This is a genomic window from Desmonostoc muscorum LEGE 12446 (genome assembly GCF_015207005.2).
Classification (GTDB): Bacteria; Cyanobacteriota; Cyanobacteriia; order Cyanobacteriales; family Nostocaceae; genus Nostoc; species Nostoc muscorum.
The window spans coordinates 246,857-269,891 of the sequence record NZ_JADEXS020000001.1 but is presented as its reverse complement, the minus strand read 5'-3'; the positions used below and the strand labels follow the sequence as shown (position 1 = coordinate 269,891).

At 39.9% G+C, this 23,035-nt stretch carries 24 protein-coding genes, 1 tRNA gene and 2 pseudogenes; 18 read left to right on the top strand and 9 right to left on the bottom strand.

All coding sequences use genetic code 11. From position 1 onward, the window contains the following. Positions 1 to 4: 4 nt before the first annotated feature. From IQ276_RS01115 to IQ276_RS01085, 7 genes are all read left to right on the top strand, one after another. The gene (locus IQ276_RS01115) at positions 5 to 529 is read left to right on the top strand and encodes a Rab family GTPase (protein ID WP_193921079.1); all 525 of its coding nucleotides are present in this window, start codon (positions 5 to 7) and stop codon (positions 527 to 529) included. 4 nt (positions 530 to 533) lie between these two features. Further along, positions 534 to 2,897, top strand: a complete 2,364-nt coding sequence (locus IQ276_RS01110; RefSeq protein ID WP_193921080.1) for a PAS domain-containing hybrid sensor histidine kinase/response regulator — start codon at positions 534 to 536, stop codon at positions 2,895 to 2,897. 485 nt (positions 2,898 to 3,382) lie between these two features. Beyond that, the gene (locus IQ276_RS01105; RefSeq protein ID WP_235115334.1) at positions 3,383 to 4,060 is read left to right on the top strand and encodes a Mo-dependent nitrogenase C-terminal domain-containing protein; all 678 of its coding nucleotides are present in this window, start codon (positions 3,383 to 3,385) and stop codon (positions 4,058 to 4,060) included. 129 nt (positions 4,061 to 4,189) lie between these two features. Then, positions 4,190 to 5,212, top strand: coding sequence for a GTPase ObgE (obgE, locus tag IQ276_RS01100; protein ID WP_190877875.1), 1,023 nt, complete (start codon positions 4,190 to 4,192; stop codon positions 5,210 to 5,212). A 460-nt stretch (positions 5,213 to 5,672) separates the two neighbouring features. Beyond that, positions 5,673 to 6,278 carry a vWA domain-containing protein gene (locus IQ276_RS01095; protein ID WP_190877877.1) on the top strand — a complete coding sequence of 202 codons (606 nt, stop codon included), beginning with the start codon at positions 5,673 to 5,675 and terminating at the stop codon, positions 6,276 to 6,278. 121 nt (positions 6,279 to 6,399) lie between these two features. After that, a complete protein-coding gene (locus IQ276_RS01090; RefSeq protein WP_193921156.1) occupies positions 6,400 to 7,005 on the top strand; it encodes a vWA domain-containing protein in 606 nt (201 codons plus the stop codon). A 282-nt stretch (positions 7,006 to 7,287) separates the two neighbouring features. Further along, complete coding sequence (locus IQ276_RS01085) at positions 7,288 to 7,683, top strand: salt stress protein, Slr1339 family (RefSeq protein ID WP_193921154.1); 396 nt, start codon at positions 7,288 to 7,290, stop codon at positions 7,681 to 7,683. 17 nt (positions 7,684 to 7,700) lie between these two features. Here IQ276_RS01085 and IQ276_RS01080 read toward each other — a convergent pair whose 3' ends face one another. From IQ276_RS01080 to IQ276_RS01070, 3 genes are all read right to left on the bottom strand, one after another. Continuing rightward, entirely contained in the window at positions 7,701 to 8,042 is a 342-nt protein-coding gene (locus tag IQ276_RS01080; RefSeq protein WP_193921152.1) for a winged helix-turn-helix transcriptional regulator, read from the bottom strand. 465 nt (positions 8,043 to 8,507) lie between these two features. Further along, positions 8,508 to 9,011 (bottom strand): 2TM domain-containing protein, encoded by a 504-nt coding sequence (locus IQ276_RS01075; RefSeq protein WP_190877884.1) that lies wholly within the window; start codon positions 9,009 to 9,011, stop codon positions 8,508 to 8,510. Between the two features lie 126 nt (positions 9,012 to 9,137). Continuing rightward, complete coding sequence (locus IQ276_RS01070; RefSeq protein WP_193921150.1) at positions 9,138 to 9,944, bottom strand: creatininase family protein; 807 nt, start codon at positions 9,942 to 9,944, stop codon at positions 9,138 to 9,140. A 338-nt stretch (positions 9,945 to 10,282) separates the two neighbouring features. On the opposite strand from IQ276_RS01070, the gene IQ276_RS01065 reads away from it, so the two are divergent. Together IQ276_RS01065 and IQ276_RS01060 are read left to right on the top strand one after the other, a co-directional pair. After that, positions 10,283 to 10,999: an ROK family protein gene (locus tag IQ276_RS01065; RefSeq protein ID WP_193914178.1), complete on the top strand. Its 717-nt coding sequence runs from the start codon at positions 10,283 to 10,285 to the stop codon at positions 10,997 to 10,999. Between the two features lie 862 nt (positions 11,000 to 11,861). Continuing rightward, positions 11,862 to 12,416: a peptidoglycan-binding domain-containing protein gene (locus tag IQ276_RS01060; protein WP_193914176.1), complete on the top strand. Its 555-nt coding sequence runs from the start codon at positions 11,862 to 11,864 to the stop codon at positions 12,414 to 12,416. A 225-nt stretch (positions 12,417 to 12,641) separates the two neighbouring features. Here the strand turns inward: IQ276_RS01060 and IQ276_RS01055 are convergent, their stop codons facing one another. Further along, positions 12,642 to 15,062: a sucrose synthase gene (locus IQ276_RS01055; RefSeq protein ID WP_193914183.1), complete on the bottom strand. Its 2,421-nt coding sequence runs from the start codon at positions 15,060 to 15,062 to the stop codon at positions 12,642 to 12,644. Here IQ276_RS01055 and IQ276_RS39975 point away from each other — a divergent pair. Continuing rightward, on the top strand, positions 15,061 to 15,186 hold the full coding sequence (locus IQ276_RS39975; RefSeq protein ID WP_255264292.1) for a hypothetical protein: 126 nt from the start codon (positions 15,061 to 15,063) through the stop codon (positions 15,184 to 15,186). The two genes, IQ276_RS01055 and IQ276_RS39975, sit on opposite strands and share 2 nt — an antisense overlap. 458 nt (positions 15,187 to 15,644) lie before the next feature. On the opposite strand, the gene IQ276_RS01050 is transcribed toward IQ276_RS39975, so the two are convergent. Then, positions 15,645 to 15,782: a hypothetical protein gene (locus IQ276_RS01050; protein WP_235115333.1), complete on the bottom strand. Its 138-nt coding sequence runs from the start codon at positions 15,780 to 15,782 to the stop codon at positions 15,645 to 15,647. 40 nt (positions 15,783 to 15,822) lie between these two features. On the opposite strand from IQ276_RS01050, the gene IQ276_RS01045 reads away from it, so the two are divergent. After that, on the top strand, positions 15,823 to 17,079 hold the full coding sequence (locus IQ276_RS01045) for an RNA-guided endonuclease InsQ/TnpB family protein (RefSeq protein WP_193914174.1): 1,257 nt from the start codon (positions 15,823 to 15,825) through the stop codon (positions 17,077 to 17,079). 79 nt (positions 17,080 to 17,158) lie between these two features. Here the strand turns inward: IQ276_RS01045 and IQ276_RS01040 are convergent. After that, a tRNA-His gene (locus tag IQ276_RS01040) sits at positions 17,159 to 17,231 on the bottom strand. A gap of 123 nt (positions 17,232 to 17,354) precedes the next feature. On the opposite strand from IQ276_RS01040, the gene IQ276_RS01035 reads away from it, so the two are divergent. From IQ276_RS01035 to cobA, 4 genes are all read left to right on the top strand, one after another. Beyond that, complete coding sequence (locus IQ276_RS01035; protein ID WP_190877893.1) at positions 17,355 to 17,738, top strand: DUF4359 domain-containing protein; 384 nt, start codon at positions 17,355 to 17,357, stop codon at positions 17,736 to 17,738. A gap of 362 nt (positions 17,739 to 18,100) precedes the next feature. Beyond that, complete coding sequence (locus IQ276_RS01030; protein WP_193914172.1) at positions 18,101 to 18,805, top strand: P-loop NTPase family protein; 705 nt, start codon at positions 18,101 to 18,103, stop codon at positions 18,803 to 18,805. 185 nt (positions 18,806 to 18,990) lie between these two features. Beyond that, entirely contained in the window at positions 18,991 to 19,737 is a 747-nt protein-coding gene (locus IQ276_RS01025) for a sirohydrochlorin chelatase (protein WP_193914170.1), read from the top strand. Then, positions 19,734 to 20,522, top strand: a complete 789-nt coding sequence (gene cobA / locus IQ276_RS01020; protein ID WP_193914168.1) for a uroporphyrinogen-III C-methyltransferase — start codon at positions 19,734 to 19,736, stop codon at positions 20,520 to 20,522. The genes IQ276_RS01025 and cobA overlap by 4 nt, the downstream gene beginning before the upstream one ends. On the opposite strand, the gene IQ276_RS01015 is transcribed toward cobA, so the two are convergent. The 3 genes and pseudogenes from IQ276_RS01015 to IQ276_RS40870 form a co-directional block, all read right to left on the bottom strand. After that, a complete protein-coding gene (locus IQ276_RS01015) occupies positions 20,516 to 20,767 on the bottom strand; it encodes a type II toxin-antitoxin system RelE family toxin (protein ID WP_193914166.1) in 252 nt (83 codons plus the stop codon). The two genes, cobA and IQ276_RS01015, sit on opposite strands and share 7 nt — an antisense overlap. Next, positions 20,764 to 21,033 (bottom strand): DUF6887 family protein, encoded by a 270-nt coding sequence (locus tag IQ276_RS01010; protein ID WP_190877995.1) that lies wholly within the window; start codon positions 21,031 to 21,033, stop codon positions 20,764 to 20,766. Before IQ276_RS01010 ends, IQ276_RS01015 begins: the two co-directional genes overlap by 4 nt. Then, positions 21,030 to 21,161 (bottom strand): annotated as a pseudogene (locus IQ276_RS40870) (DUF6888 family protein); the annotation flags it as partial. The gene IQ276_RS01010 and the pseudogene IQ276_RS40870, both read right to left, overlap by 4 nt. Before the next feature lie 463 nt (positions 21,162 to 21,624). Here IQ276_RS40870 and IQ276_RS01005 point away from each other — a divergent pair. The 3 genes and pseudogenes from IQ276_RS01005 to IQ276_RS00995 form a co-directional block, all read left to right on the top strand. Further along, positions 21,625 to 21,801: pseudogene (locus IQ276_RS01005) on the top strand (serine/threonine protein kinase); the annotation flags it as partial. Positions 21,802 to 22,008: 207 nt separating this feature from the next. Continuing rightward, positions 22,009 to 22,308 (top strand): nucleotidyltransferase family protein, encoded by a 300-nt coding sequence (locus tag IQ276_RS01000; RefSeq protein WP_193914164.1) that lies wholly within the window; start codon positions 22,009 to 22,011, stop codon positions 22,306 to 22,308. After that, positions 22,305 to 22,646: a HepT-like ribonuclease domain-containing protein gene (locus tag IQ276_RS00995; RefSeq protein WP_193914162.1), complete on the top strand. Its 342-nt coding sequence runs from the start codon at positions 22,305 to 22,307 to the stop codon at positions 22,644 to 22,646. The genes IQ276_RS01000 and IQ276_RS00995 overlap by 4 nt, the downstream gene beginning before the upstream one ends. Positions 22,647 to 23,035 lie beyond the last annotated feature (389 nt).

Here is a 23,035-nt window from a genome sequence, read left to right as displayed (position 1 = left end):
AACTATGTCTACAATCTCTAAAAAAATCTGTTTATTTGGTGATTTTGGCGTTGGAAAAACTAGCCTAATTCGCCAATTTGTAGAATCTCAATTCAGTGATGAATATCTTTCAACTGTGGGAGTGAAAATTTCTCGTAAATTGCTTAACTTGTCTAAAAACGACCAAAATAATGAGCAAAATTTACAGCTTTTAATTTGGGACATTGAAGGTAGTAATAAGTTTAAAGCTGTCGCTAAAAATTATTTTCAAGGTTCTAAAGGTGCTGTAATAGTTGGTGATGTAACACAACCAGAAACCCTCAATCATCTCCGCGAGCATATTCAGGCTTTTTTAGCTGTTAATCCTCAAAGCTATATTGTTGTTGCACTGAACAAATCAGATATGATAGCGCCAGAATATTTAGAGAATATCCGCAAAATTTATCAATTCAGTAATCAAACTAATATATTAGAAACTTATATAACTTCAGCTAAAACTGGGAATAATGTTAATGAGATATTTCAAACTTTAGCCACTCATTTAATTTAGTCAAATGAACTCATTATCAACAAATGTATTATCTGTATGTGGAATTGAATATTTGACAATTGATGAAAGCTTGAAGATTATTGATATCTCTCTGGGACTAAATCACTTTGCCGATATTCCCGATGAAGTCAAGCCAGGTGGTGATGTTCGGATTGCGTTTCCAGAATTAGATGGACTTGAAGATATTTTTGATGCGATTCAACAGGGACAGCAAGATAGTTTTGAATTAAAAGGAATTAGGCGATCGCCAGATAAATCCTCTCCTTTATATATTGATATTTCTATTACTAAAAACATCCAGAAAGACAATTCTAGCAATTGTTTAATCATTCTTGTGCAAAATGTAACAGAACGGATGGTGCTTGAGCAATCTTTATTCCAAGGTGCAAATGAAGCAAATCTTTTGTTACGTAACTTAAAGGCTTCTAAACAATACATTGACCAAATTGTGACATCAATGCCAGATGCATTGCTGGTAACAACGCTGTCAGGAAATATAAAAAAAGTGAATCCAGCGGCACAAATATTGTTGGAGTATGATGAAGCAGAACTTATGGGTCAACCCATCGCCAAAGTTCTCAAGAAAATCGGAAACATTGAAATTATTCATATATCAATAAATCCAGATATAAATCATTTAGTCAAAGAGGTAGAAACAGTTTGTCATACTAAAAGTGGTAAAACCATTCCCGTAGATTTTTCATACTCAATCATTCAAACAGAAATTGAACATTTCCAAGGTTATGTTTACATTTTACGAGACATGACCGAACGAAAACAGGCAGAACTTGCTAAACAGCAATTCTTAGCAATGATTAGCCATGAAATTCGCACTCCAATTACATCGGTAACTGGTATGGCGAGTCTATTATTAGATAGTGAATTGACTACTGAACAACGAGACTTTGTTGAAACAATTTACACAAGTGGAAATTCATTACTCAAAATTATTAACGATTTCCTTGATTTTTCCAAAATTCAATCAGGCAACCTGGAACTAGAGGCGCAACCTTTTGTTTTGCGACATTGCATTAATCAGGCTTTTGATTTACTCGCACCTCAAGCTAAAGAAAAAGGATTAAAACTCACATTTTTAGATAATTCTCAATTTCCTACGATGATTGTGGGAGATATTACGAGACTGCGCCAAGTCTTGATTAATTTACTTAGTAATGCTATCAAATTTACCAACACTGGAAGCATAGAAGTTTCAGTTATAGCCCGCAATCAAAGTGATAATAATTATTCTGCTGCAAATACTTACGAAATTCAGTTTAGTATTAAAGATACAGGCATTGGAATTCCACGCGATCGCCTTGAACGTTTATTTAAAGCCTTCAGTCAAATAAACTCCTCCATTTATCGAGAGTATGGTGGTACTGGGTTAGGTCTTGCTATCTGTAAGCAACTGTGCGAGTTAATGGGTGGCAGAATTTGGGTTGAAAGTCAGCTGAATGCAGGCAGTGTATTTTACTTTACAATTACCGCTTCTGTGATTCCAGAGGAGTCAGAAGTTAGGAATCAGAATGGGCTACGCCCCCCTGCGCTAACAGAATTCAGAATTCAGGAGTCAGGAATGAAAAATTATGAAAACAACTGCGATTTTTCTGATCGTGATTGTCCTAAATTAAGAATTCTCTTAACTGAAGATAATCTAGTTAATCAAAAAATTGCTTTGAAACAACTCAAAAACTTAGGTTACAGCGCCGATGTTGCTAATAATGGTCAAGAAGCTTTGGAGATATTAGAAAAAATTCCTTACGATTTAATTTTGATGGATTGCCAAATGCCAATTCTTGACGGTTTAGAAACTACAAAAGAAATTCATCGTTGGGAAGAAAGGCGCTTTGCAAGTGGTCGTCGTCCTGTGGTAATTGCAATGACAGCTAATGCCATGAAAGAAGACCAACAAATGTGTTTAGATGCAGGCATGGATGACTATTTAAGCAAGCCAGTAATGAAGGAAGATTTGGCAGCAGCACTAGAACGTTGGGCAAGTATAATTTTTAAAGGAAAAGAAACAGATGTTGGTATAGTTGACCTACCAATTGATTGGGAACGCTTGCATCAACTCTCAGAAAATAACCCAGAATTTGAATTAGAATTACTGCAAATATTTGTTGACGATATTCAACCTCGTCTAGAGATAATTAAAAGAGCGATCGCAGCTGAGGACTTTAAGCAATTGGCACTCCAAGCTCATCAAATTAAAGGTGCTAGCGCCAACATGGGAATTACAACCATGCATCTGGCAGCAAAAAAACTAGAACAACTAGTTCATCACCAAGAACGTGGAAGTACTAATAACTTAATCTCCGAGTTAGAAGAGTTTGTTAAACGTATCCAAGAGTTTTTAATTACGAAATAGTTAATCGTTCAAATTTGTACACCATTATCGTCGTTATCATAACTAAAAAACATATAAATTCCATAATCGGATTAAATCAAACTCTTGTGGGGTGGGCATCTTGCCCGCCCTACTTATGCAATTTACAGCAATTTTCAGGTAAATAGACCACGTTGTAGGGGCGCACAGCTGTGCATTGGTGTCAACTTAAGCTCAAACCCTTGTCCCACAGCCGTTTTACCCCACCCCTCAATCCCCTCCCCGCGTGCGGGGAGGGGAGGTTTTGCGTTAGCAAAGCCGGGGTGGGGTGACTCCGGATTAATTGGTAATTGAGTAAGTTTGCTCTAACGTCATTACAAGGGTTTCACCTTAAGTTGACACCAATGACAGCTGTGCTAACCTACCGGGGATTGTGGTTCAAATATGGCGTCACTTGATGCAGGTGAAACTTGTGGACGATTCACGGTAGCTTAGTATTGATCGAGGAAAGCGTGAAGCGTGAGTTTATGACAAGTACCGTTCAATCCCCCTACAGCAGCGAACAAATTGCCGCTTGGTTGCGTGGACTGCTGACCATTGCTTGGGCTGATGGTAATTTTGATGAGCAGGAACAGCAAATAATTGCCAGCATCACTAAAGATGAATTAGCTCCTAAGATTCAATGGGACTCTTTAGAGATTATTACACCTGAGGAATTAGCCGCAGTCTTGGGTAAAGGTACACCAGCAGCGGAAAATTTCTTACGGACAGCGGTGATGGTAGCGATCGCAGATGGTACTTATTCTCCCAGTGAAGATGAGATTCTGCAACAGTTCTGTCAAATCTTGGAACAGCCAGAGAATTTACTCCAAGCCCTCCGCCACACCCTAGAACACCCAGATCAAATTACCCCCACTATCCCTGCAACTGGACTTACAAAACCTCAAATTGATGCACTACACCCTCTGCGCGACTGGCTCGATGGACTTGATATCCAAGACCCAAGAGTAGCCCGCTTTTTGTGTAAAATGATTCCCTCTCAGTGTCCCTTTGAGCGGGATGTCACCCTATTTGGACGCAAAATTGTGCATATACCACCGATGTGTAAAATTAACCCATTGTATGAACAACTGGTAGGCTTACGTTTCCGCGCCCTCTCTTACTTGGCAGATAAATGCGGTGAAGATGTTTCACCATATATTTGAGTGCTGAGTGGCGAGTGCTGAGTGGCGAGTATTAAGTTAAAAGTAAAGAGTAAGAAGTGAAGACTTATAATTAATAACTCATCACTTATCACTCAGGATTTAGCACTCAGGACTAGGCACTCTAAAAATATGCAATTTATCGACCAAGCAGAAATTGAAGTTGCGGCTGGTAAGGGCGGCGATGGTATTGTCGCCTTCCGCCGGGAGAAGTACGTGCCGGCTGGTGGCCCCTCTGGTGGTAACGGAGGACGAGGGGGTTCAGTAATTTTCGTTGTCGATGCAAACCTACAAACCTTGCTCGACTTCAGATACAATCATCGCTTTCAAGCCGAAAACGGTACTCGTGGAGGCCCGAATAATTGTACTGGGGCTAATGGCAAAGATTTGATTATTGAAGTTCCCTGCGGTACAGCTGTTTATAATGCTGAAACTGGTGAATTGTTGGCAGATTTAATTGAACCTCAGCAGACTTTGGTTGTTGCCCAAGGGGGTAAAGGTGGACTGGGAAATCAGCATTTTTTGAGCAATCGTAACCGCGCCCCAGAATACGCTCTCCCAGGATTACCAGGGGAAATAAAGCAGTTGCGCTTGGAGTTGAAGCTTTTGGCAGAAGTCGGAATTATTGGGTTACCAAATGCCGGTAAATCGACTTTAATTTCATCTTTATCAGCTGCACGCCCAAAAATCGCAGACTACCCCTTCACTACCCTCATCCCTAATTTAGGTGTAGTGCGGAAACCTACTGGCGATGGTACTGTTTTCGCTGATATTCCCGGATTAATTGAAGGAGCTGCCCAAGGGGCTGGATTAGGACACGATTTCTTGCGTCATATCGAGCGCACACGGGTGCTACTCCACTTGATTGATGCTACCAGTGATGACGTGATTGGAGATTATAACACAATTCAGCAAGAATTAAAAGCTTATGGAAGAGGTTTAACAGAGCGATCGCAAATCTTGGCATTGAATAAAATTGATGCAGTTGACCGCGAAACTGTAGATTTGGAGGCGTTAGCTACCCAACTGAATCATCTCTCCTACGCCCCGGTTTTTTTGATTTCAGCAGTTACACGTATCGGCTTAGAACCAATGTTACAGCAAATCTGGGAAATTCTTGACCAAATCAAGCCCACTCAAGAATTATTTCGATAATTACTAGCAATGTCATTTGTCTTTTGTCTTTTGTAATTTGTAAATAAGCAATGACCAATGACTAAATGACCAATGACGATATTGGCGTATAATATCATGTTTGGCTGAAGACCTTATCATTAGCACTGACGCAAAGACGCACAGAGATTTGAATAATAAGTAATTATCCGAACTTGATATTAGCCCATACAATTGCGATTCTTTTTAAGAAAAATTAATATTTATTATTTATTTGTAAAATAATCATTTTTTAAAGATTTCAAAAAATATTTTTGGCGACTAGCATTAGCTGCGGGAAACTTCATCAACAAAGACATCAAGAGAACGCATTTATCCGTATTAATATATTATAGCGCGGTTATCTTCAATAACATAATTGATACAAAAGCTTAAAGGCCTGGCTTACTGAGAAAAAAACGGCGTTAGACTAGAACCACAGGGCAATAATCACAGGAAAAATATGATGAGCGATCGCGATTACACACTAATCATTGATAAAAGCGGTAGTATGTCCACACCCGACCAAGTGGGTGGTAGAACTAGATGGGAAATAGCCCAAGAGTCTACACTCGCTTTGGCAAGAAAAGCCGAACAGTTTGACCCAGATGGTATTACTGTTTATCTGTTTTCTGGAAAATTTAAACGCTACGACGATGTAACCTCAGCCAAAGTCGCACAGATATTTCTCGAAAACGATCCTGCTGGTACGACAAACTTAGCAGGTGTACTCCAAGATGCAACAAATAATTTCTTTCAACGCAAAGCTGCTGGTCAAAGCAAGCCAAACGGAGAAACAATTTTAGTCATTACTGATGGTGAACCAGACGATCGTAAAGCTGTGTTTGAAGTGATCATTAATGCTACTCGGCAAATGGAGCGTGATGAAGAATTGGGAATTTCGATTATTCAAGTAGGCTCAGATGCCCAAGCAACTAAGTTTCTAAAAGCTTTAGATGACCAGTTGCAAAGTGTTGGCGCTAAATTTGATATTTGCGATACAGTCACTTTAGACGATCTAGAAGAAATGAGTCTTGTAGATGTATTAACCAACGCCATAACTGACTAATAATAGCTAATTTTGTCAGTTTTTTCTCAAAAATTTCTCAGCAATTTGTGGAAATCTTCTCCATGTGAAAAAACTGATTTATAATTTAGAAATTTTGAGTAAATATTTGGGGAGGTAATAAATGCTAGAAAATCGTGATTACACATTAATTATTGACAAAAGTGGGAGCATGGCCACCCCAGATCAAAAGGGTGGTAGAAGCAGATGGCTAGCAGCACAGGAATCTACTTTAGCTTTAGCTAGTAAATGTGAGCAATTTGACCCAGATGGTATCACTATTTATGTATTTTCTGGAAAATTTAAGCGCTACGAAAATGTTACATCCGGCAAGGTAGCACAAATTTTTCGAGAAAATGATCCCTCTGGTACAACTGACTTAGCTGGTGTGTTGAAACATGCTACTGATGATTATTTTCAACGCAAAGGAGCCGGTCAAACGAAGCCAAATGGTGAAACAATTTTAGTGGTTACTGATGGCGAACCAGATGATCGTAAAGCAGTAATGAGGGTAATTATTGAAGCTTCTCGCCGCATGGATCGAGATGAAGAATTAGCTATTTCTTTCATTCAAGTCGGTACAGATCAGCAAGCTACCCGCTTTCTCAAAGTTTTAGATGATGATCTCCAAGGAGCCGGTGCTAAGTTTGATATCTGTGACACAATTACTATGGAAGATATGGAAGATATGAGTTTATCAGAAGTGCTACTCAATGCCATTAATGACTAGTACCGCCGTGAAGTCAAAAGTCAAAAGTTTGATATATCAAGGCTTGTGCCTGTTTCAAATGCTAGGTTTATTTACGCCGTTCTATACTAGTACTAGGCACAAGGCAAAACAAAGAACACTTGCATAATTCAGAATTTAGGAGTAAAACAGGCTTAATACCTGGCTTTGGAACCTAGTTTATCTACTTCATTAACTTGAAATTTTTTACGGATTTAGATTTTTCTCATATTTTGAAAAAATGCCAGATAGAATCATGATTTTCGCTTTATAGGACTTCTAAAAATGGATTCTATTGATAAGTTGTTAGCTGAACTTGAAACTGAATACAAAGAAGGACAACCTAAACAGCAGTCACCAAAATCAACTACAGCCAAATCCTTTCTTCCACCATCACGAAAATCCGCATCTTTAATGGATAATCTTTTGGCAGAAGTTAAGGCTGATTTTGCAGAACAAGATGCTGCTGAGGAATTAAAAAGACAGCAAGAATTAGAACAAGAAAGAATTCGCCAAGAACAACTCAAAGCTAAACAAATAGAGGCTTTGAAAGTCCAGGCTAAAGAATGGTTAGCGAAAGTAGATCCATTTTCACCTGAAGGACTTTGGTTTGAAAGGTTTGCTGAAAGTTATCCCTCAAAATTAGAAGCAGCGATTGAATATTTACGCAATAACGAATAAGGCCTAACACTTTAATATTAATGGTGATTGGTTCGAGCAAAATGTTGAACAGCCCATTCATGCATAGCATAGAGAATTGGTTGCAAAGTTTCTCCTAAAGGCGTCAGTGAATATTCCACTTTTGGTGGAATTTGCGGATAAACTTCTCGATGAATAATACCGTCTTCCTCCATTTCTCTAAGTTGCTGAGTCAGCATCTTTTGGGTTACTCCAGGTAAAGCCCGCTGCAACTCGCCAAAGCGTTTGACGCCAGCCATTAATTCTTTAATAATCAAAACCTTCCAGCGTCCGCCAATTATCTTTAGTGTAGTTTCCACTTCACAAGTCAGCCTGGTATAGTTTTCTGCTTCAGCTTTCATAGTTATTTAGGTGGAAATATATTTCCAAGTCAGTATTATTATATTCGCCCAATGCTGTTTCATATCTATTGGTTGTTACGATGTGGGGCTGTTAGTATTTCTTCTAAGAATAAATCTCGGTTTTTTAGCCAGGTTATACCTGGCTTATCTAAATCTTTTATAATTCAAAAACATTATGCAAAATGTGTTGTAGGTAGGGGCGTACAGTTGTACGCCCCTACAGCCGATTGATTTGTTGTAAAGATTTTTGCTGTAAGATAATTTTCAGACTATTGATAGACCTACATATCACTAGAAAGATAGAAAAAATACTTCGACCTATCGGATAATATTGAGTTTGATCCTAATAATTGCTGTGTTTAATAAGATTTGATCGAGATAGTGTTACACAAAAAATGTGGCAGAAATGTTACCCCGATTCTCCTGCGGGGTTTTTCTTTCAATAAGCGAAAAGCACTAAACCTACTAAGTCAGCAATGCTTTAAACCACTTATTCAAAACTGTATTGATGGTTTTCTTAATCTGATGCTTGCGGTTCCACTTCTGGAATGCGATTTCGTACTCTTCGCCCTTCATTTGAAAGGTATTCCAGACATCAAGCGCTACTGGCAATCCGCAGAATAGTAAAATGTACAGCGACCAAGAAATTCCGCCACCAGCGATTAAATCGACGAGTATCAAAAAGCCATTAAAAATTGCATAATTGCCTAGACGCTTCTGAAATCTTCTTTGGCGGAAGGCGTCAAAAGCTTTTCGCTGTTGAACTTGGCTTTGTTGCACTACCCAATCACGTTCTGCTAATTTTAAAGATTCAGGTGCAATTTCTAACTCAGCAGCAATTTCTAATAGCTGTTCATAAGAAAATTCTGTGTCTTTATCATCAGCTTGACGAGCGATCGCCAAGTGTAAAATTTGTTGTACATCTTCTTGGCTATAAGAGCGGATGCTTTGAGGTTCAAAGGCCGTCATAATTTTTTTCTGATAAAACTTTCAAGAGAAATTTACTGTCTGATAGATTTTAACTAGCTACCCCAGTACTATTTCCATTATTCTTAGATTAACAAATTTAGATGTTGTGCTGCATCTCAGGTATTGTTAACTTTGAACTTTTGGTTGTTGAAAAGCGTAAATATCCTGAATAACTTGTACCCAACCGTTAGCGACAGATTCGAGAATGCGATCGCCTTTTTCTTTAGTTGCGGTTGTGGCGTCACCAATGACTCCACTTTTACTGATATCTCGCGTCACCCAAGCCACAGGTAACTTGCCTTCCCAACTCAATAAACTACTTTCTGCCTGTTCTGGTGGATACTCCGCAACAGCTTTTTCTAGCTGCACTTGTTCTGGTAAAAGCGATAGCATAATGCTAGTTTCTGCATCTCCCGCGTGCATTCCTAGTGCTGCTTCTTTTGGTGTTAATAAGTCTTTAGTAATATTAGGCACACGCCAAGTAAACAGCGGAAATACCGAGAAGTCATCATACTGAACGTGCAAATCCCGCGCCGCCATTTGCATGACTTGGGGTTGTCCGCCGTGGGAGTTCATTAACACCAATTTTCTAAACCCAGCACGGTAGATACTTTCACCCACTTCCATAATGATTGCCGTCAGAGTTGCCGTGCTGAGGGTAATCGTACCGGGAAAGTGCCAGTGTTCATTAGATTTGCCATAATAAAGGGTTGGTAAAGCATAGGCCGGAATACTGGTATCGAGATTTTCCAATGCTTTTCCCAGTACCCCCACACCAATAGCAGCATCTACAATTAACGGCAGATGGGGCCCATGTTGTTCAATTGCCCCTACTGGTTGAATGATGACCACATTTTCCTTATTTGGCATTGCCTGGATGTCAGTCCAACTGAGGTAGGGGAAAAACCGTTGTGGGGGAATAAAGCTGTGCATATTACTGAAGTTGTGACATTTATATTTTAGGGCATTGGGGATTGGGGATTGGGGATTGGGGATTGGGGATTGGGGACTGGGGACTGGGGATTGGGGATTGGGGACTAGGGACTGGGGACTGGGGGAGATGGAGAGATCCAAAGACAAGGAAGCAACCAGACAAGGTGGAAAACTTGGAATAAGTCTTTTCTTTCCCCTTGTCCCCAATTCCCTTTGTCCCCAATCCCCAATCCCCAGTCCCCAGTCCCTGAATATGAAGACTCTCCAAACATCCGGATATTACCAGATGTAGCAAAGCATAATAACGAAATAACAAGCTCTGACAAGGATGTAAGTAGATGGTTGAAGAAAATGGATCGATTCGGACATTATCGATTGATATTGGCGGTAGTGGCGTTAAGGCGATGGTTTTGGATATTACGGGAAATCCCATAACTGAAAGAGCGCGTTTAGATACACCGCAACCTGCAACACCTGAGGTTGTAATTAATGCAATTGTTGTGTTAGCGGCAGCTCAAGGTGAATTTCATCGCGTTTCGGTAGGTTTTCCGGGTGTGGTGCGGTGTGGAGTCACGGAAACAGCGGTAAATTTGCATCCAGATTGGATTGGCTTTGATTTGGAAACAGCATTATTAAAACATTTAAACAAGCCTGTACGGGTGATTAATGATGCAGATATGCAAGGGCTGGGAGCGATCGCAGGTAAAGGTGTAGAGTTAGTAATTACTCTGGGTACGGGCTTTGGTTCGGCTTTATTTGTGGATGGTAAGTTGGTGCCGAATATGGAAATGGGACATCATCCATTTCGCAAAGGAGAGACTTTTGAGCAACAACTAGGACGCGCAGAATTAGAAAAAATTGGCGAGAAAAGATGGAACAAGCGTTTAGAAAAGGCGATCGCATCTTTGCAACATCTGTTCAATTATGATTACCTATATATTGGTGGTGGTGAAGCTGTAAGAGTGAATCTTCAGTTACCGTTAAATGTGAAACTTATCCCCAATATTACTGGTTTATTAGGCGGTATTGCTTTGTGGCGAGATGAGAAAAGGTAAACTACCTACGCTAACCAATGTTTGTGCATACGCTTGCCAATTACAGCAGTTTTCATGTATTTGAACCACATCTGTTGTAGGGGCACAGCATTGCTGTGCCCCTACCGCGTGGTCTATTTAGCTGAAAATAACTGTAATTGGGGATTACCTGGATCGTCATCGATTTTTTACGTCTTGGCAACTTTGATCTTACATGCCCTCCAAGGGCACAAGCGCTAGTTTCTAACGCCCATAATCGCAAACGTACCCTTCTACGTCAGGAGAAGGGTAGCAACTGCCGTCTCAAAACTTCCGAACAAGCGGTAAGTTTGAGCCTTCTTGATGTTTTCGGTAAAGTTGCTAAAACCAGATAATACTGCGACAAGTAGCATGTATCCATGAAGATAATATTGATTGATAAAAAGTTTAGAACCCCCTCCAAGGGAGGACAAATTATTTGGAATCAAGAGTTTATCATTGTTGCCAAATACTACACTAATGAACGCTGAAAAATTGATTCCGTAAATTCTGTAGTGTTTTGGCTTGCAGTATAAACATGATAAAAGCGGCATCAGCATACCAAGGGTAAGCCAAAGATAACTAGACAAATTTGTTTGATAGCATTCCCATGCGATCCTATAGTATGTTATTGTCTAAACCGTTGATTTAGATAAGATATCTGACAAGTTGATAGCTTGATAAAAGATAAAAAAAGCACAAAGGCTAATGATATTAGTCTGATTAAACGGAATAGGAGGTCAAAAAATATGATGTATGTGAAAAAATTACTACATGATATTTTGATTTGAACAGTATGCACTATCCCGGACAGCAGTACTGTTGTTTGTTAAAAGAAATATTGGTTTAACTAAAATGAACGACAATGACTGAAATTGGCCTGATGATGACGGGCGTGTTAGCGGCAAGACAAGCATCTGGGCCGAATTTGCCAGAACAGCAATTATTTCAGATGGAAAATGACATCAACCAGTCAACGCAGAGTCAGTTAGAGATAACTGCTCAAGTCACACCACCTGAATTTATGCAGACAGATGCAACTTCGCACGCTTCCTTAGGAGCAACCGCGCTAGAGAAAGAACATCCACTTCAAAAAATTAGCAAAAAGAATCACTTCTTAGCTTCTTCTGATTTAGCACAGCCTCAGAAGTATTCCCAGACCGCAGGGAAAGACGGTGCAAAGTCTGAGGGAAGATTCGATAAATATAGTACCCAACCTCTACCGACTCTCTATTTCGGTAGCTCTGGTGTTGCTGTTAGAGCTTTACAACGGTTGTTAGTATCTAACGGTTATACCGTTAGAGTCGATGGAATCTTTGGAGCGCTGACGGAGACTGCTGTCAAAGCATTTCAAAACCAGCGCAACTTAGCAGTGGATGGAATCGTTGGTAAACGAACTTGGCGGGCGTTAACAATTTAGTCATTTGTCCTTGTACCATTTCTTTGTGAGGCTGCGCCAAATTTTCTTGGCTTCTTCTTTCTTTGTGCCCTTTGCGTCCTTTGCGGTTCGTTGCTCATATAGTTTGGCGCATCTTCATACAGAATTGGTATTAGAGGATGTTTTAAAAGCCCTCTTGTGGGTAGCAAAACGTTTTAGATCCCCCTAAATCGAGGCCACTTGCTACCCTACGGCAATGACAAATGACTAACGATACTTATGCTGCTCTAATAACTGTTGCGCTCTTGGCTTGTAAATTAAATAGAATAAAGCCTCCAGATAGCGCAATAAATCTTCTCTATTTTCCTTTGAAGTAAAGTTCCAAAAGCCATAAATGCGTGCTAAAGATAACAGCTTGGTAGTGTGAATTTTCCAAGTATAGGTAGTGTAAACTCGGTCAATTGCTCGCTGGGAAATTTCATCCCAATAGTGAGAACTTTGTTCGCATTTAGTGACAAAATCCACAATTTTTGTGGCTGTCTCTTCTAAATTTGTTGGGTTAATGTAAAAGCCGTTAACTTTATTCTGAATAATTTCCAGTGGTCCACCAAACTGTGTAGCAAAAGTTGGTAATCCTGAAACCATCGCCTCTAAAATTGTTAAACCAAAAGCTTCAAATAAAGCTGGTTGCACAAAAATTCCCTGGTGATCGGCAATTACTCGATAAATTTCACCAGAATCAGTTTTAGACAGGCGCACACCCAACCACCGAATCTTTCCGTGGAGATTGTATTCGTCAATGATGTGATAAAGTTTGATAATTTCATCACGTTCTTCATTGTCGCCGGATTCTTCTACACGCAACTTACCCGCTACCAAAATTAAGTTGCAATGCTCCTGCAATTCTTTACTTTGACCAAAGCATTCGGCTAAACCTGTGAGGTTTTTGATGCGGTCAAGACGCGCCATTGAAAATAGAGGACGCTTGTTAGGATCGTCTAGTTTCCCAAAGATTTGGCTGGGGTCTTCTAAGGTAAAGAGTGTTTCTGCAAGGCGCTGGCGATCGCTTTCTACTCGGTCTTGAGTCCGGGTGTAGGGAAAATAGTAATTTTCGTTGACTCCAGGCGGTACAACATTAAACTTGGGACTGAATAATTCAATGCCATTGGTTACATGATACAACTCCGGCATGGTGAAGCATTTATAAGATTCGTACTGTCCCACACTATCCGGTGTGCCGACAATTTCTTGGTAAGTGCTGCTGACCACAAAATTGGCAGCATTCATCGCAATTAAGTCAGCTGTAAATTGCAAGGAAAAATGATATTTATCTTCTAAATCTTGCCAGTAAAGGTTACTAAACAAGTATTTAGATTTTTCCAAAGCATGGGCAATATTACATTGCGTGACTTTCATGCGCCGCGCCAGCAAAAATGCCACTAAATTTCCATCGGAATAGTTACCAACTATTAAGTCAGGTCTACCTTGAAATTCTGCCCGCAGTTCTCTTTCCGAGTCAACGGCAAAAGTTTCGAGATAAGGCCAAAACTCAAACCGGGAAATCCAGTTTTGAGTCATGTTAGGATTAAATTCCCGCAGAGTTACTCGCAAAATCCAGGCATTTTCTGTGCCGTAAACTTTTTCCAGTCGTTGATTACAAAGGGTACCATCACTATTAGGAATCAAGCGGCTGAGAATAATCACTTTTGGCTGGACGTTTAATCCTTCTAAACCAGCTAGCAAAACATCTTCTTGTAGCTGTTTTTCGAGACTTTTTGCCTGGTCAAGGACGTAAACCACCTGACCACCAGTATCGGGACGCCCCAAAACGCCCTCTTGACCGAACCATCCGTGTGCAGACACGAGGACGATTCTAAAAATCATCGGAACGCGAGAAATGAAGGCTTCTAGGGTCTGAGGATCGGGAGAATCAATCAATTCATCGAGAATATTTAGGGTGTCTCGCACACGGGCTGCGGTGTTACCCCAACCCGGTTCAAAACCCATTGTTTGCAATTGGAACCGGAATTGTTCATAGGGTTCATCATCGGGGCGGTCGGTAACGAAACTTATAGCTTTCTTAACTTGCACAGAAAGTTGCTGCTGGGATTGAATGCGATCGTTGATCAGCAGTTGGATACCGTTGTATTGGTGCAGGCGCAAGAAGTTCAACAAGCTTTCCAGCAATTGTTTCGAGTCTTGAAATAGTTGGCTGGATAAATAGCGGTTGAGAAATTGTACTCCCTTACCAATATTTTTCGGGTCGCGGATGACTGGGGAGTAGTCATAAAACGGGCCGAAGTCTAATTCTAGCAGGTCGCCTTCGTTGGGATGAAATTTGTTCACCAGGCGATCGCGCAAATCGAGTAAATCCTGCACCGTCATCGGCTCAATGCTCAAGTCTGATGTCAACCAATAAACTTCTTGACTGGCAATTTTAGAACGGATGATGAAACAGAAGTTTGAGTCCTCCTGAATAATTTCCTGAGTATAGTAAATGAGTTTACCTAAGTCAGAAGTAGTGTGAAATGCCTCAGGTTTCTGGTACTTGGAGCAATATTCTGCATATACATTGAGTATGTCGTTTCGCAGCAAGTACTTGTTTTCTTGTTGGCGTAATTCACTAATGAAGGAACGCAAATCATTTTTTTCTTCACTATCTAACACTGCTTGCAGCAATTCAGACATGGCGACTCCAGTGGATGACGATGTTTGCATTGTTAACTTTCAAGGCGACGTAGAAACACAAAACAACACAGATAAACCTTATTTACCTGTGCATGTACGAGTATCTACTTTTCAGCAGCACTGAAAATCATGTTCTACTTTACCTAAAGTATCTATGACTCAGTATTTTTGACTCTAACTAAAGGAATACAATTCTTATTTCTTTTGAGAGATGTTGTTAAATAACTGATACAATTGTTAAAGAATAAGCTTCTATGATGATTCGTAATTCGTAATCAATTAGCTCTAAGTTATGTATTCTTTCATTGCTATAACTATATTCCCCAAACTGCTGAAACAAAAGTTATTTTTTTTGCTTAAACCTTAACTATTGAGTTTAACTTAAATGAATAAAAATCAAGTTTTTATCTGAGAGCAACTTATCTTGATTTAGCCTAGTTATAATTTCAGCATCAAGTTATTAAGATCGGGTGGATTTATATGGCTGACAATACACATAACTTAACATCTTCTGACCACAGTATAGGCAACATTCTGCTTATTTCTTTACTTGCCTTGTGTGGGTTGACTTTTATCATTCTTTTAGGCATCTTCTAACAGGTGAACATCCTTTACAAAACGCAATTCTGGAAGTTGAAATTCCCGATTTCTCTGAGAAATCGGGAATTTTATCAGAAAAATGGGTTTAAAGCCCCGTCCTTCTAGGACGGATTTATGCATTTCGTGTTAGCATAAATAAGTGGTAATTCAGGGTCGAGCCATGATTGTTTACGAGTTTAAATTTCAAGGGAAAGAGCATCAATATCAGGCGATAGATGAGGCGATACGTACATCTCAATTCATTCAAAATAAGTGCTTGCGCTATTGGATGGATAACAAAGACTCAAAAGTAGATAAGTACGCTTTGAATAAATATTGCGCTGTGTTAGCTGCTGAATTTCCCAATGCTTGCGAACTCAATTCGATGGCGAGACAATCTGCTGCTGAACGTTCTTGGGGAGCGATATCTCGGTTTTACGATAACTGTAAGAAGAAGGTTTTGGGCAAGAAAGGCTTTCCCAAGTTTAAGAAAAACTGCCGTTCGGTTGAATATAAATCAACTGGTTGGAAGTTTTCTTTTACCCGTAAAGCCATAACTTTTTCGGACAAAAAAGGCATTGGAACCCTGAAATTAAAGGGAACCTATGACCTTAACTACTACGATATCAAGCAAATTAAACGTGTCCGTCTAGTACGTCGTGCTGACGGTTACTATGCTCAATTTGCAGTTGATGTTGATGTGAGAGTTGAAAGGCAACCCACAAACCAAGTAGTTGGTATTGACTTGGGATTGAAGTATTTCATTGCCGATAACAAAGGCAATATGGAACCTTCGCCCCAGTTTTACCGAAAGTCAGAAAAACAGTTAAACCGTGCTAACCGCCAAAAGTCTAAGAAGTTCAGCAAAGAAAGAAAGAAAGCCAAACAGAAACAATCAAATAATTATCACAAAGCTAGAAATAGATATGCCCGGAAGCATTTAAAAGTAAGTAGGCAACGAAAAGAGTATTGCAAGAGATTAGCGTACTCCGTCATCCAATCTAACGATTTGGTAGCCTATGTAGGCGCTTCGCCTTGCCGAAGGCTAGATTTAAATGTGAAAGGGCTGGTACGTAATCGACATCTAGCTAAATCAATTAGTGATGCTGGTTGGTATACTTTCCGCCAGTGGTTGGAGTATTTTGGGCATAAATATGGGAAGGTGACTGTTGCAGTTCCACCCCATAATACAAGCCAAAATTGCTCTAACTGTGGCAAGAAAGTTAAAAAATCTCTATCTACAAGAACCCACGTTTGCCTTAATTGCGGATACGTAGAAGATAGAGATATCAATGCAGCTATTAATATTCTAAGACTAGGATTAACTACGGTGGGGCACACCGGAAGCTACGCTACAGGAGATTTGCCCTCTTGGGCGGTTGGCGCAAGCCTGCTGTCTAACGGCGAGTCTGTGAATGTAGAATCCCCACGCCTTTAGGCTGGGGAGTGTCAAAAACTAAATTAATGTATATCCTGGTTCAGTTTTGCTGACCTTTTAAGTCTATAAATCTGATAAGGGCGAACGATGGGACTCGAACCCACGAATGGTGGTACCACAAACCACTGCCTTAACCACTTGGCTACGCTCGCCATTCGACAATTTGAATTATAGCAATTTTTTGGAAAGCGAGCAAGAGTTTTGTTCCAGGAACGGAGTAATTCTATTTAGAGTCTCTGGAATCTAACAATTATAATGAATTTGACTTGGGAAACATGAAACAGTTAACCATCATAGCGTGTACTGGAGCAGCAGCAGGAATCGCCGCCTTGGGTGTGACAATGGCGAAGACTAATCCCAGTCAGGTTGCCTATGAAGAATATGCAGTGCAACGGTTGGCAAGTTACTTAAAAACCGATGTATGCAAAAAAACTACGAATTTCATAGAAAATTTAATTCGTTTTAATTGTGAGAAGTTGGTCGATGAAGCTAACCCGCAAATGCAGGAAATCATTAACAGAACTACAGAAAGGCAAAACTATATTATTTTTAGTGTTTACCGTACAGATTTAAAAATAAATTCTTGGATACCTTCTTACAGATTTGAAACGGTGGGAGCTTTTGATCAATTTTATACCTACACTGCCCAAGAGCAATAAGGCAAAAGGCAAAAGAAAGAAAGAATAGATATGGTGTCAGCTTTTAAACTCTTTGAAAGAGTAGTTTTATTTGGGCTATGACGTACTACAACACTTCTAGATTATGAATTGATAATACCGCAAGTTCCTAGTTATTGATTGAGACGATGCGTTGTTTGACCGAAAGAATGGGATACAAGGTTTCCAGATTTTGCGTATGAATGCCGCCCGGCTCCCCTATAATACGGATGTTCAGTTTGGTTAGACCAGCAACAGGGGAAAAAAGTTATCAGGAAAAACGGCTAAAATTACTAGGCGACAAACAGCAAGTGAATCTGAGCCAAATTAATCAATACTAGGTTTAAAGATAAAGGGGTGCAGCTATGCCAACAATTCATTTGATAGACGGGGAAAAGGGAGGGGTAGGCAAGTCTCTAGTCGCTAGAACAATGATTCAGTATTGTCTGGATAAAAATATGCCCTTTGTACCAGTAGAAACCGATAGGTCAAATCCAGATGTAGCTGGGGTGTACAAGGGGATATGTCAGTATGCAGTGTTTACAGAAGATGAGAAGCAAGCTGATAAGGCGGATAAAATCTTTGAGATCGCAATGAATAAAACAGTGATTGCTAATCTAGCGGCACAATCTCATAGAGCAGTCAAGGAATGGATTGAGAAGAATCATTTGATTGAACTGGGAGATTCACAAGGGGTATATTTTTGTAAGTGGTTTGTGTCAACCGGAGGGTATGACAGCTTAAATCTATTTAAGCAATCTGTAAATAGCTATGGTGGCAAAGTTCCTCATGTATTGATCAGAAATTTAGGCTTATGTGATGACTGGGAACACGTAAATTCAGATGTGACAATACAAGAGATAGTCAAAAAATATAATATTAAGGCTATAGATTTTCCCAAACTAGCCTATAAAGAAAGAAATATTATAGACCAGCATAGATTAACATTTGCAGACGCAAGACAGTATAAAGAATTTGGAATAATCAGCAAACAGAGAGTGGTGAATTTTCTCAAGCTTGCCTATGCTGCTTTTGAAACCGTTGGTATATGGTATGAAGAAGTTAAATAACATTGATAGTTTCATTTTTGTACCACAACACAAATGAGCATATCTGACTATGTTTGTCTACATTTATGTCATTTAAATTAATTACCTAATTTATGACACGCCCAAGATCCTCTTTCCCAATACCCAATACCCAGTCCCCAGTCCCTTGCACATGAAAACTAATCACTGAAAGTTTAAGCTTGCCCATGTCATTTGCATATCTATTAGTATCTCACGGAAGCCGCGATCCGCGCCCAGAAATTGCTATGCAGGAACTGGCAAGGATAGTATCTGAGAAATTGCACAATAATCACAACCAAGCAAATAGCGAACATCTGGTAGGTATAGCTGCTTTAGAAATGAGTCAAAAGCCTCTACACGAGCAGATTAAACAATTTGCTGAGACTGCTTTTGGTGTTGAGAAAGTGTCTGAAAATGAACATCACCTCAAGATTCTACCGCTATTTCTGCTGCCGGGAGTGCATGTAATGACAGATATTCCCGCCGAAGTAGCCCTGGCACGACAGGCGACTGGTGAAGATATCATGATTGAATTGCAACCATACTTAGGTTCTCACCCAGATTTGAATAAATTGCTCTCCAAGCAAATTGCTAAGATAAAAGCAGAAGCATGGATTCTGTTAGCTCATGGTAGCCGTCGCCCTGATTCTCAAAAACCAATCGAAGCAATGGCGGCGAGTTTGGGAGCGATCGCTGCTTATTGGTCTGTACCTGGTAGTTTAGAATTACGGGTGAAAGAGTTGGTTGCTGCTGGCTATGAGGAAATTGCAATTTTGCCATACTTTTTATTCCCAGGTGGAATAACCGATGCGATCGCCACCTCAATAGAAACGCTAAAATTACAATTTTCGGCAGTCACTTTCCACTTAGCAGAACCTCTGGGAGCAAGTGCAGAATTAGCCGATTTAATTTGGGATTTAACAGACAAATGAACCGCACAATCACAGAGAGGAACAAATATTTGGGAAAGGTTTATTTAGTAGGTGCGGGGCCAGGAGATCCAGGACTAATAACCCTGAAGGCGAAAGGTTTATTGGAATGTGCAGATGTAGTCATCTATGATGCTTTGGTGAGTCCAGCAATTCTGGCAATGATTAATCCCCAAGCAGAGCAAATTAACGCTGGTAAGCGGAGAGGTAAACATTCGCTGTTCCAGGAAGAAACCACTCAACTGCTGATTGATAAAGCCCAGGATCATGCAATTGTAGTGCGGCTAAAGGGTGGCGATCCCTTTATTTTTGGTCGTGGTGGCGAAGAAATGGCAGAATTAGTCAATGCCGGAATTCCAGTGGAAGTTGTGCCTGGTATCACTTCGGGAATTGCCGCCGCCGCCTATGCAGGTATACCATTGACGCATAGATTGTATAGTTCTTCAGTGACATTTGTCACTGGACACGAAGCAGCAGGTAAATATAAACCCTTAGTTAATTGGAGTGCGATCGCCCACGGTTCCGAAACTGTTGTGATTTATATGGGAATTCACAATTTGCCTTACATTGTGGAACAATTAACTAAGGCTGGGTTGAGTTTAGAAACGCCCATTGCTTTGGTGCGCTGGGGTACGCGTCCAGAACAAGAAGAATTGATTGGGACATTGGAAACCATTGTCCAGCAAGTGGAAGAAAGTGGATTTGGTGCGCCGGCGATCGCAGTTATTGGACAAGTGGTGAAGATGCACGAAATTTTGTCTGGTTGTCGCCCAGGAAAAAATCAATAGTCTTTTGGATGAGCAACTTTCGTGACTGTGATTAGCGAAGCTTCTTGGTGTATTTGATAAACAATACGATATTTATCGAGAAAAACTAAATACAAATTTTCTCCAGATTCTAAATTTTTTACACCTTCTGGAAGTGGGTTGAATGCCAATTCTTCTAACTTGGCGATCGCTTGCTGCTGCACTTGCGAATTCAGTTGTTTGATTTGCTGCACAGCTGTATTTATAATTTGTACTTTATAGCTCACTGTCTCAGTTCCCTTTTGAGGTTTTCAAGAGATATTGTGCCGATTTGTGATACTTTCTCTATTGCTGCGCGAGCATCTGTGATATCGGCTTTGTCGCGTTTTGCTTCAATTAATTGATGTAACTGTTCCATTGAGGTAATCTCAATTCCTGGTTCCTCTCTGAGTTTATCAACTAATGCATAAAAAGCCTCTTGTTCATCTCGGTGTTCCAGCACATAAGCTCTTAATTCTTGCTTAGTCATCGCTTGAAAATTCGGCTTAGTCATAAGTATCTCACTCTCCCGTTTGGGAATATTTCTAGTTGAGTGTCTTCTCCAGCGAGTATGTAAACACGGTTAGTTGTTTCATCTATTCTCACTATGTGAACTGAACAGTACATATTCGTCAAGTGGTAGCAAACTCTTAGGACTTACGCAAAAACTCTCTGAAACTCTTATTTCTCCGTGCCCTCTGCGTCCTCTGTGGTTCGATTTTCCGTTAATTGTGCGTAAGTCCTGACTCTAAAAAGCTCCTTTGCTTGGTCTATTGTCGGCTCTTGCATAATTTAGTGCTACCACTTCCGTTGTGTAAAAAATAAACAATAAATCAATTCCCTTTAAAATAGCTAGCCCCCCAATTGGTGAGGAATCGAACTATTGTCTTTACTCTGATCGTACGAATGTAGTATATAGGACTCATATTTGATTTTTGGGAAGCTAGGTACACCTTTATTCCTTCCTCCCAGTCCCCAGTCCCCAATCCCCAGTCCCTTACCTCTACGAGTGATTCTCAAAATCAAATCGGATTGCTATACATTGCTTTAGAGGTGTAAAATCTGGCAGAATTAACGTAATTCATCCTCCTGTCGGATAAAGCTGATGCTAACAGGCGAAATTCTGCGAAATCGCTACAAAATTATCAAACTCTTAGGTAGCGGCGGCTTTGGCGACACCTACCTTGCTGAAGACTTAGACTTACCCAACCATCCCAACTGTGTAGTCAAACACCTCAAACCTAACTCCGATCCAACAGTATTACAAATCGTTAGAAGATTAGTAGGTTGGGTTGAGGAACGAAATCCAACATTACCTGTGATAATACGTGATGTTCATGTTGGGTTTCACTTCGTACCCTTCGGGATCTTGCTACAACCCAACCTACAAAATTTAGCTGATTAACCAAAGCAATTCCAATATTTTATAGCTATTCTGCCGCAAGCGGCTCGAAAATTTTGATCCTCACGAATAATCTCAAATAAATCTATGAAAACAGGATTAAAACAATTACTACAGGAAAAACGAGCAGAAATCCTCAACATTGCTGCTAAACATGGAGCTTCTAACCTCCGCGTTTTTGGTAGTGTAGCTAGAGGAGAAGAAACAGAAACCAGCGATATTGATTTTTTAGTTGATTATGATTTAGAGAAAGTTTCTCCTTGGTTTCCTGGTGGGTTGATTTTAGATTTAGAGAATCTATTAGATCGTAAAGTCGATGTTGTTACAAGTAAATCATTACATTATTTAATTCGAGACAAAGTTTTTCATGAGGCTATCTCGTTATGAAAGATAGTCGAGTTTATTTGATTCACATTCGAGATTGTATCACGAGAATTAAGCAATATACAGTTGAAGGGAAAGAAGTCTTTTTTCAAGATATAAAAACCCAAGATGCAGTATTAAGAAATCTTCAGGTAATGTGTGAATCTGTGCAGAAGTTACCAAATGATTGGAAAAATTCATATCCAGAAATAGAATGGAGTAATATAGCTGGTTTTCGGAATAGATTAACTCATGAATATCTCAATGTAGATATTGATATTGTTTGGATCGTGATTGAAAGGTATTTGCCAGATTTAGAAATAAGAATTGACGCAATAGCACAAGAGTATTGGGATATGTAAATAGTAATAAATGTAGGTTGGCTTGAGGAACGAAACCCAACATTAGCCTTGAGTATTGCGATTAAAATGTTGGGTTGCGCTGCGTTTAACCCAACCTACATTTTAAGCTCATGAATTGATTCAGATAGAGTAGGTGATAAGATAGCGATCGCACGTCAATTAGACTCGTTTTGTATATATTTAGATGTATGTTGGGTTTTGTTCCTTAATCTAACATTACGCATGATAATATCCGACGCTAATGTTCGGTTTCACTTCGTTCAACCCAACCTACAATATCCTGATTAAAAAAGCTAACAAGTTTTTATTCGCTAACTTCAGAACTCACCATGACTCAAAAAACCTTTGACAGAATCGGCAGAAATGCTCAAGCCAAATGACTAACCGAA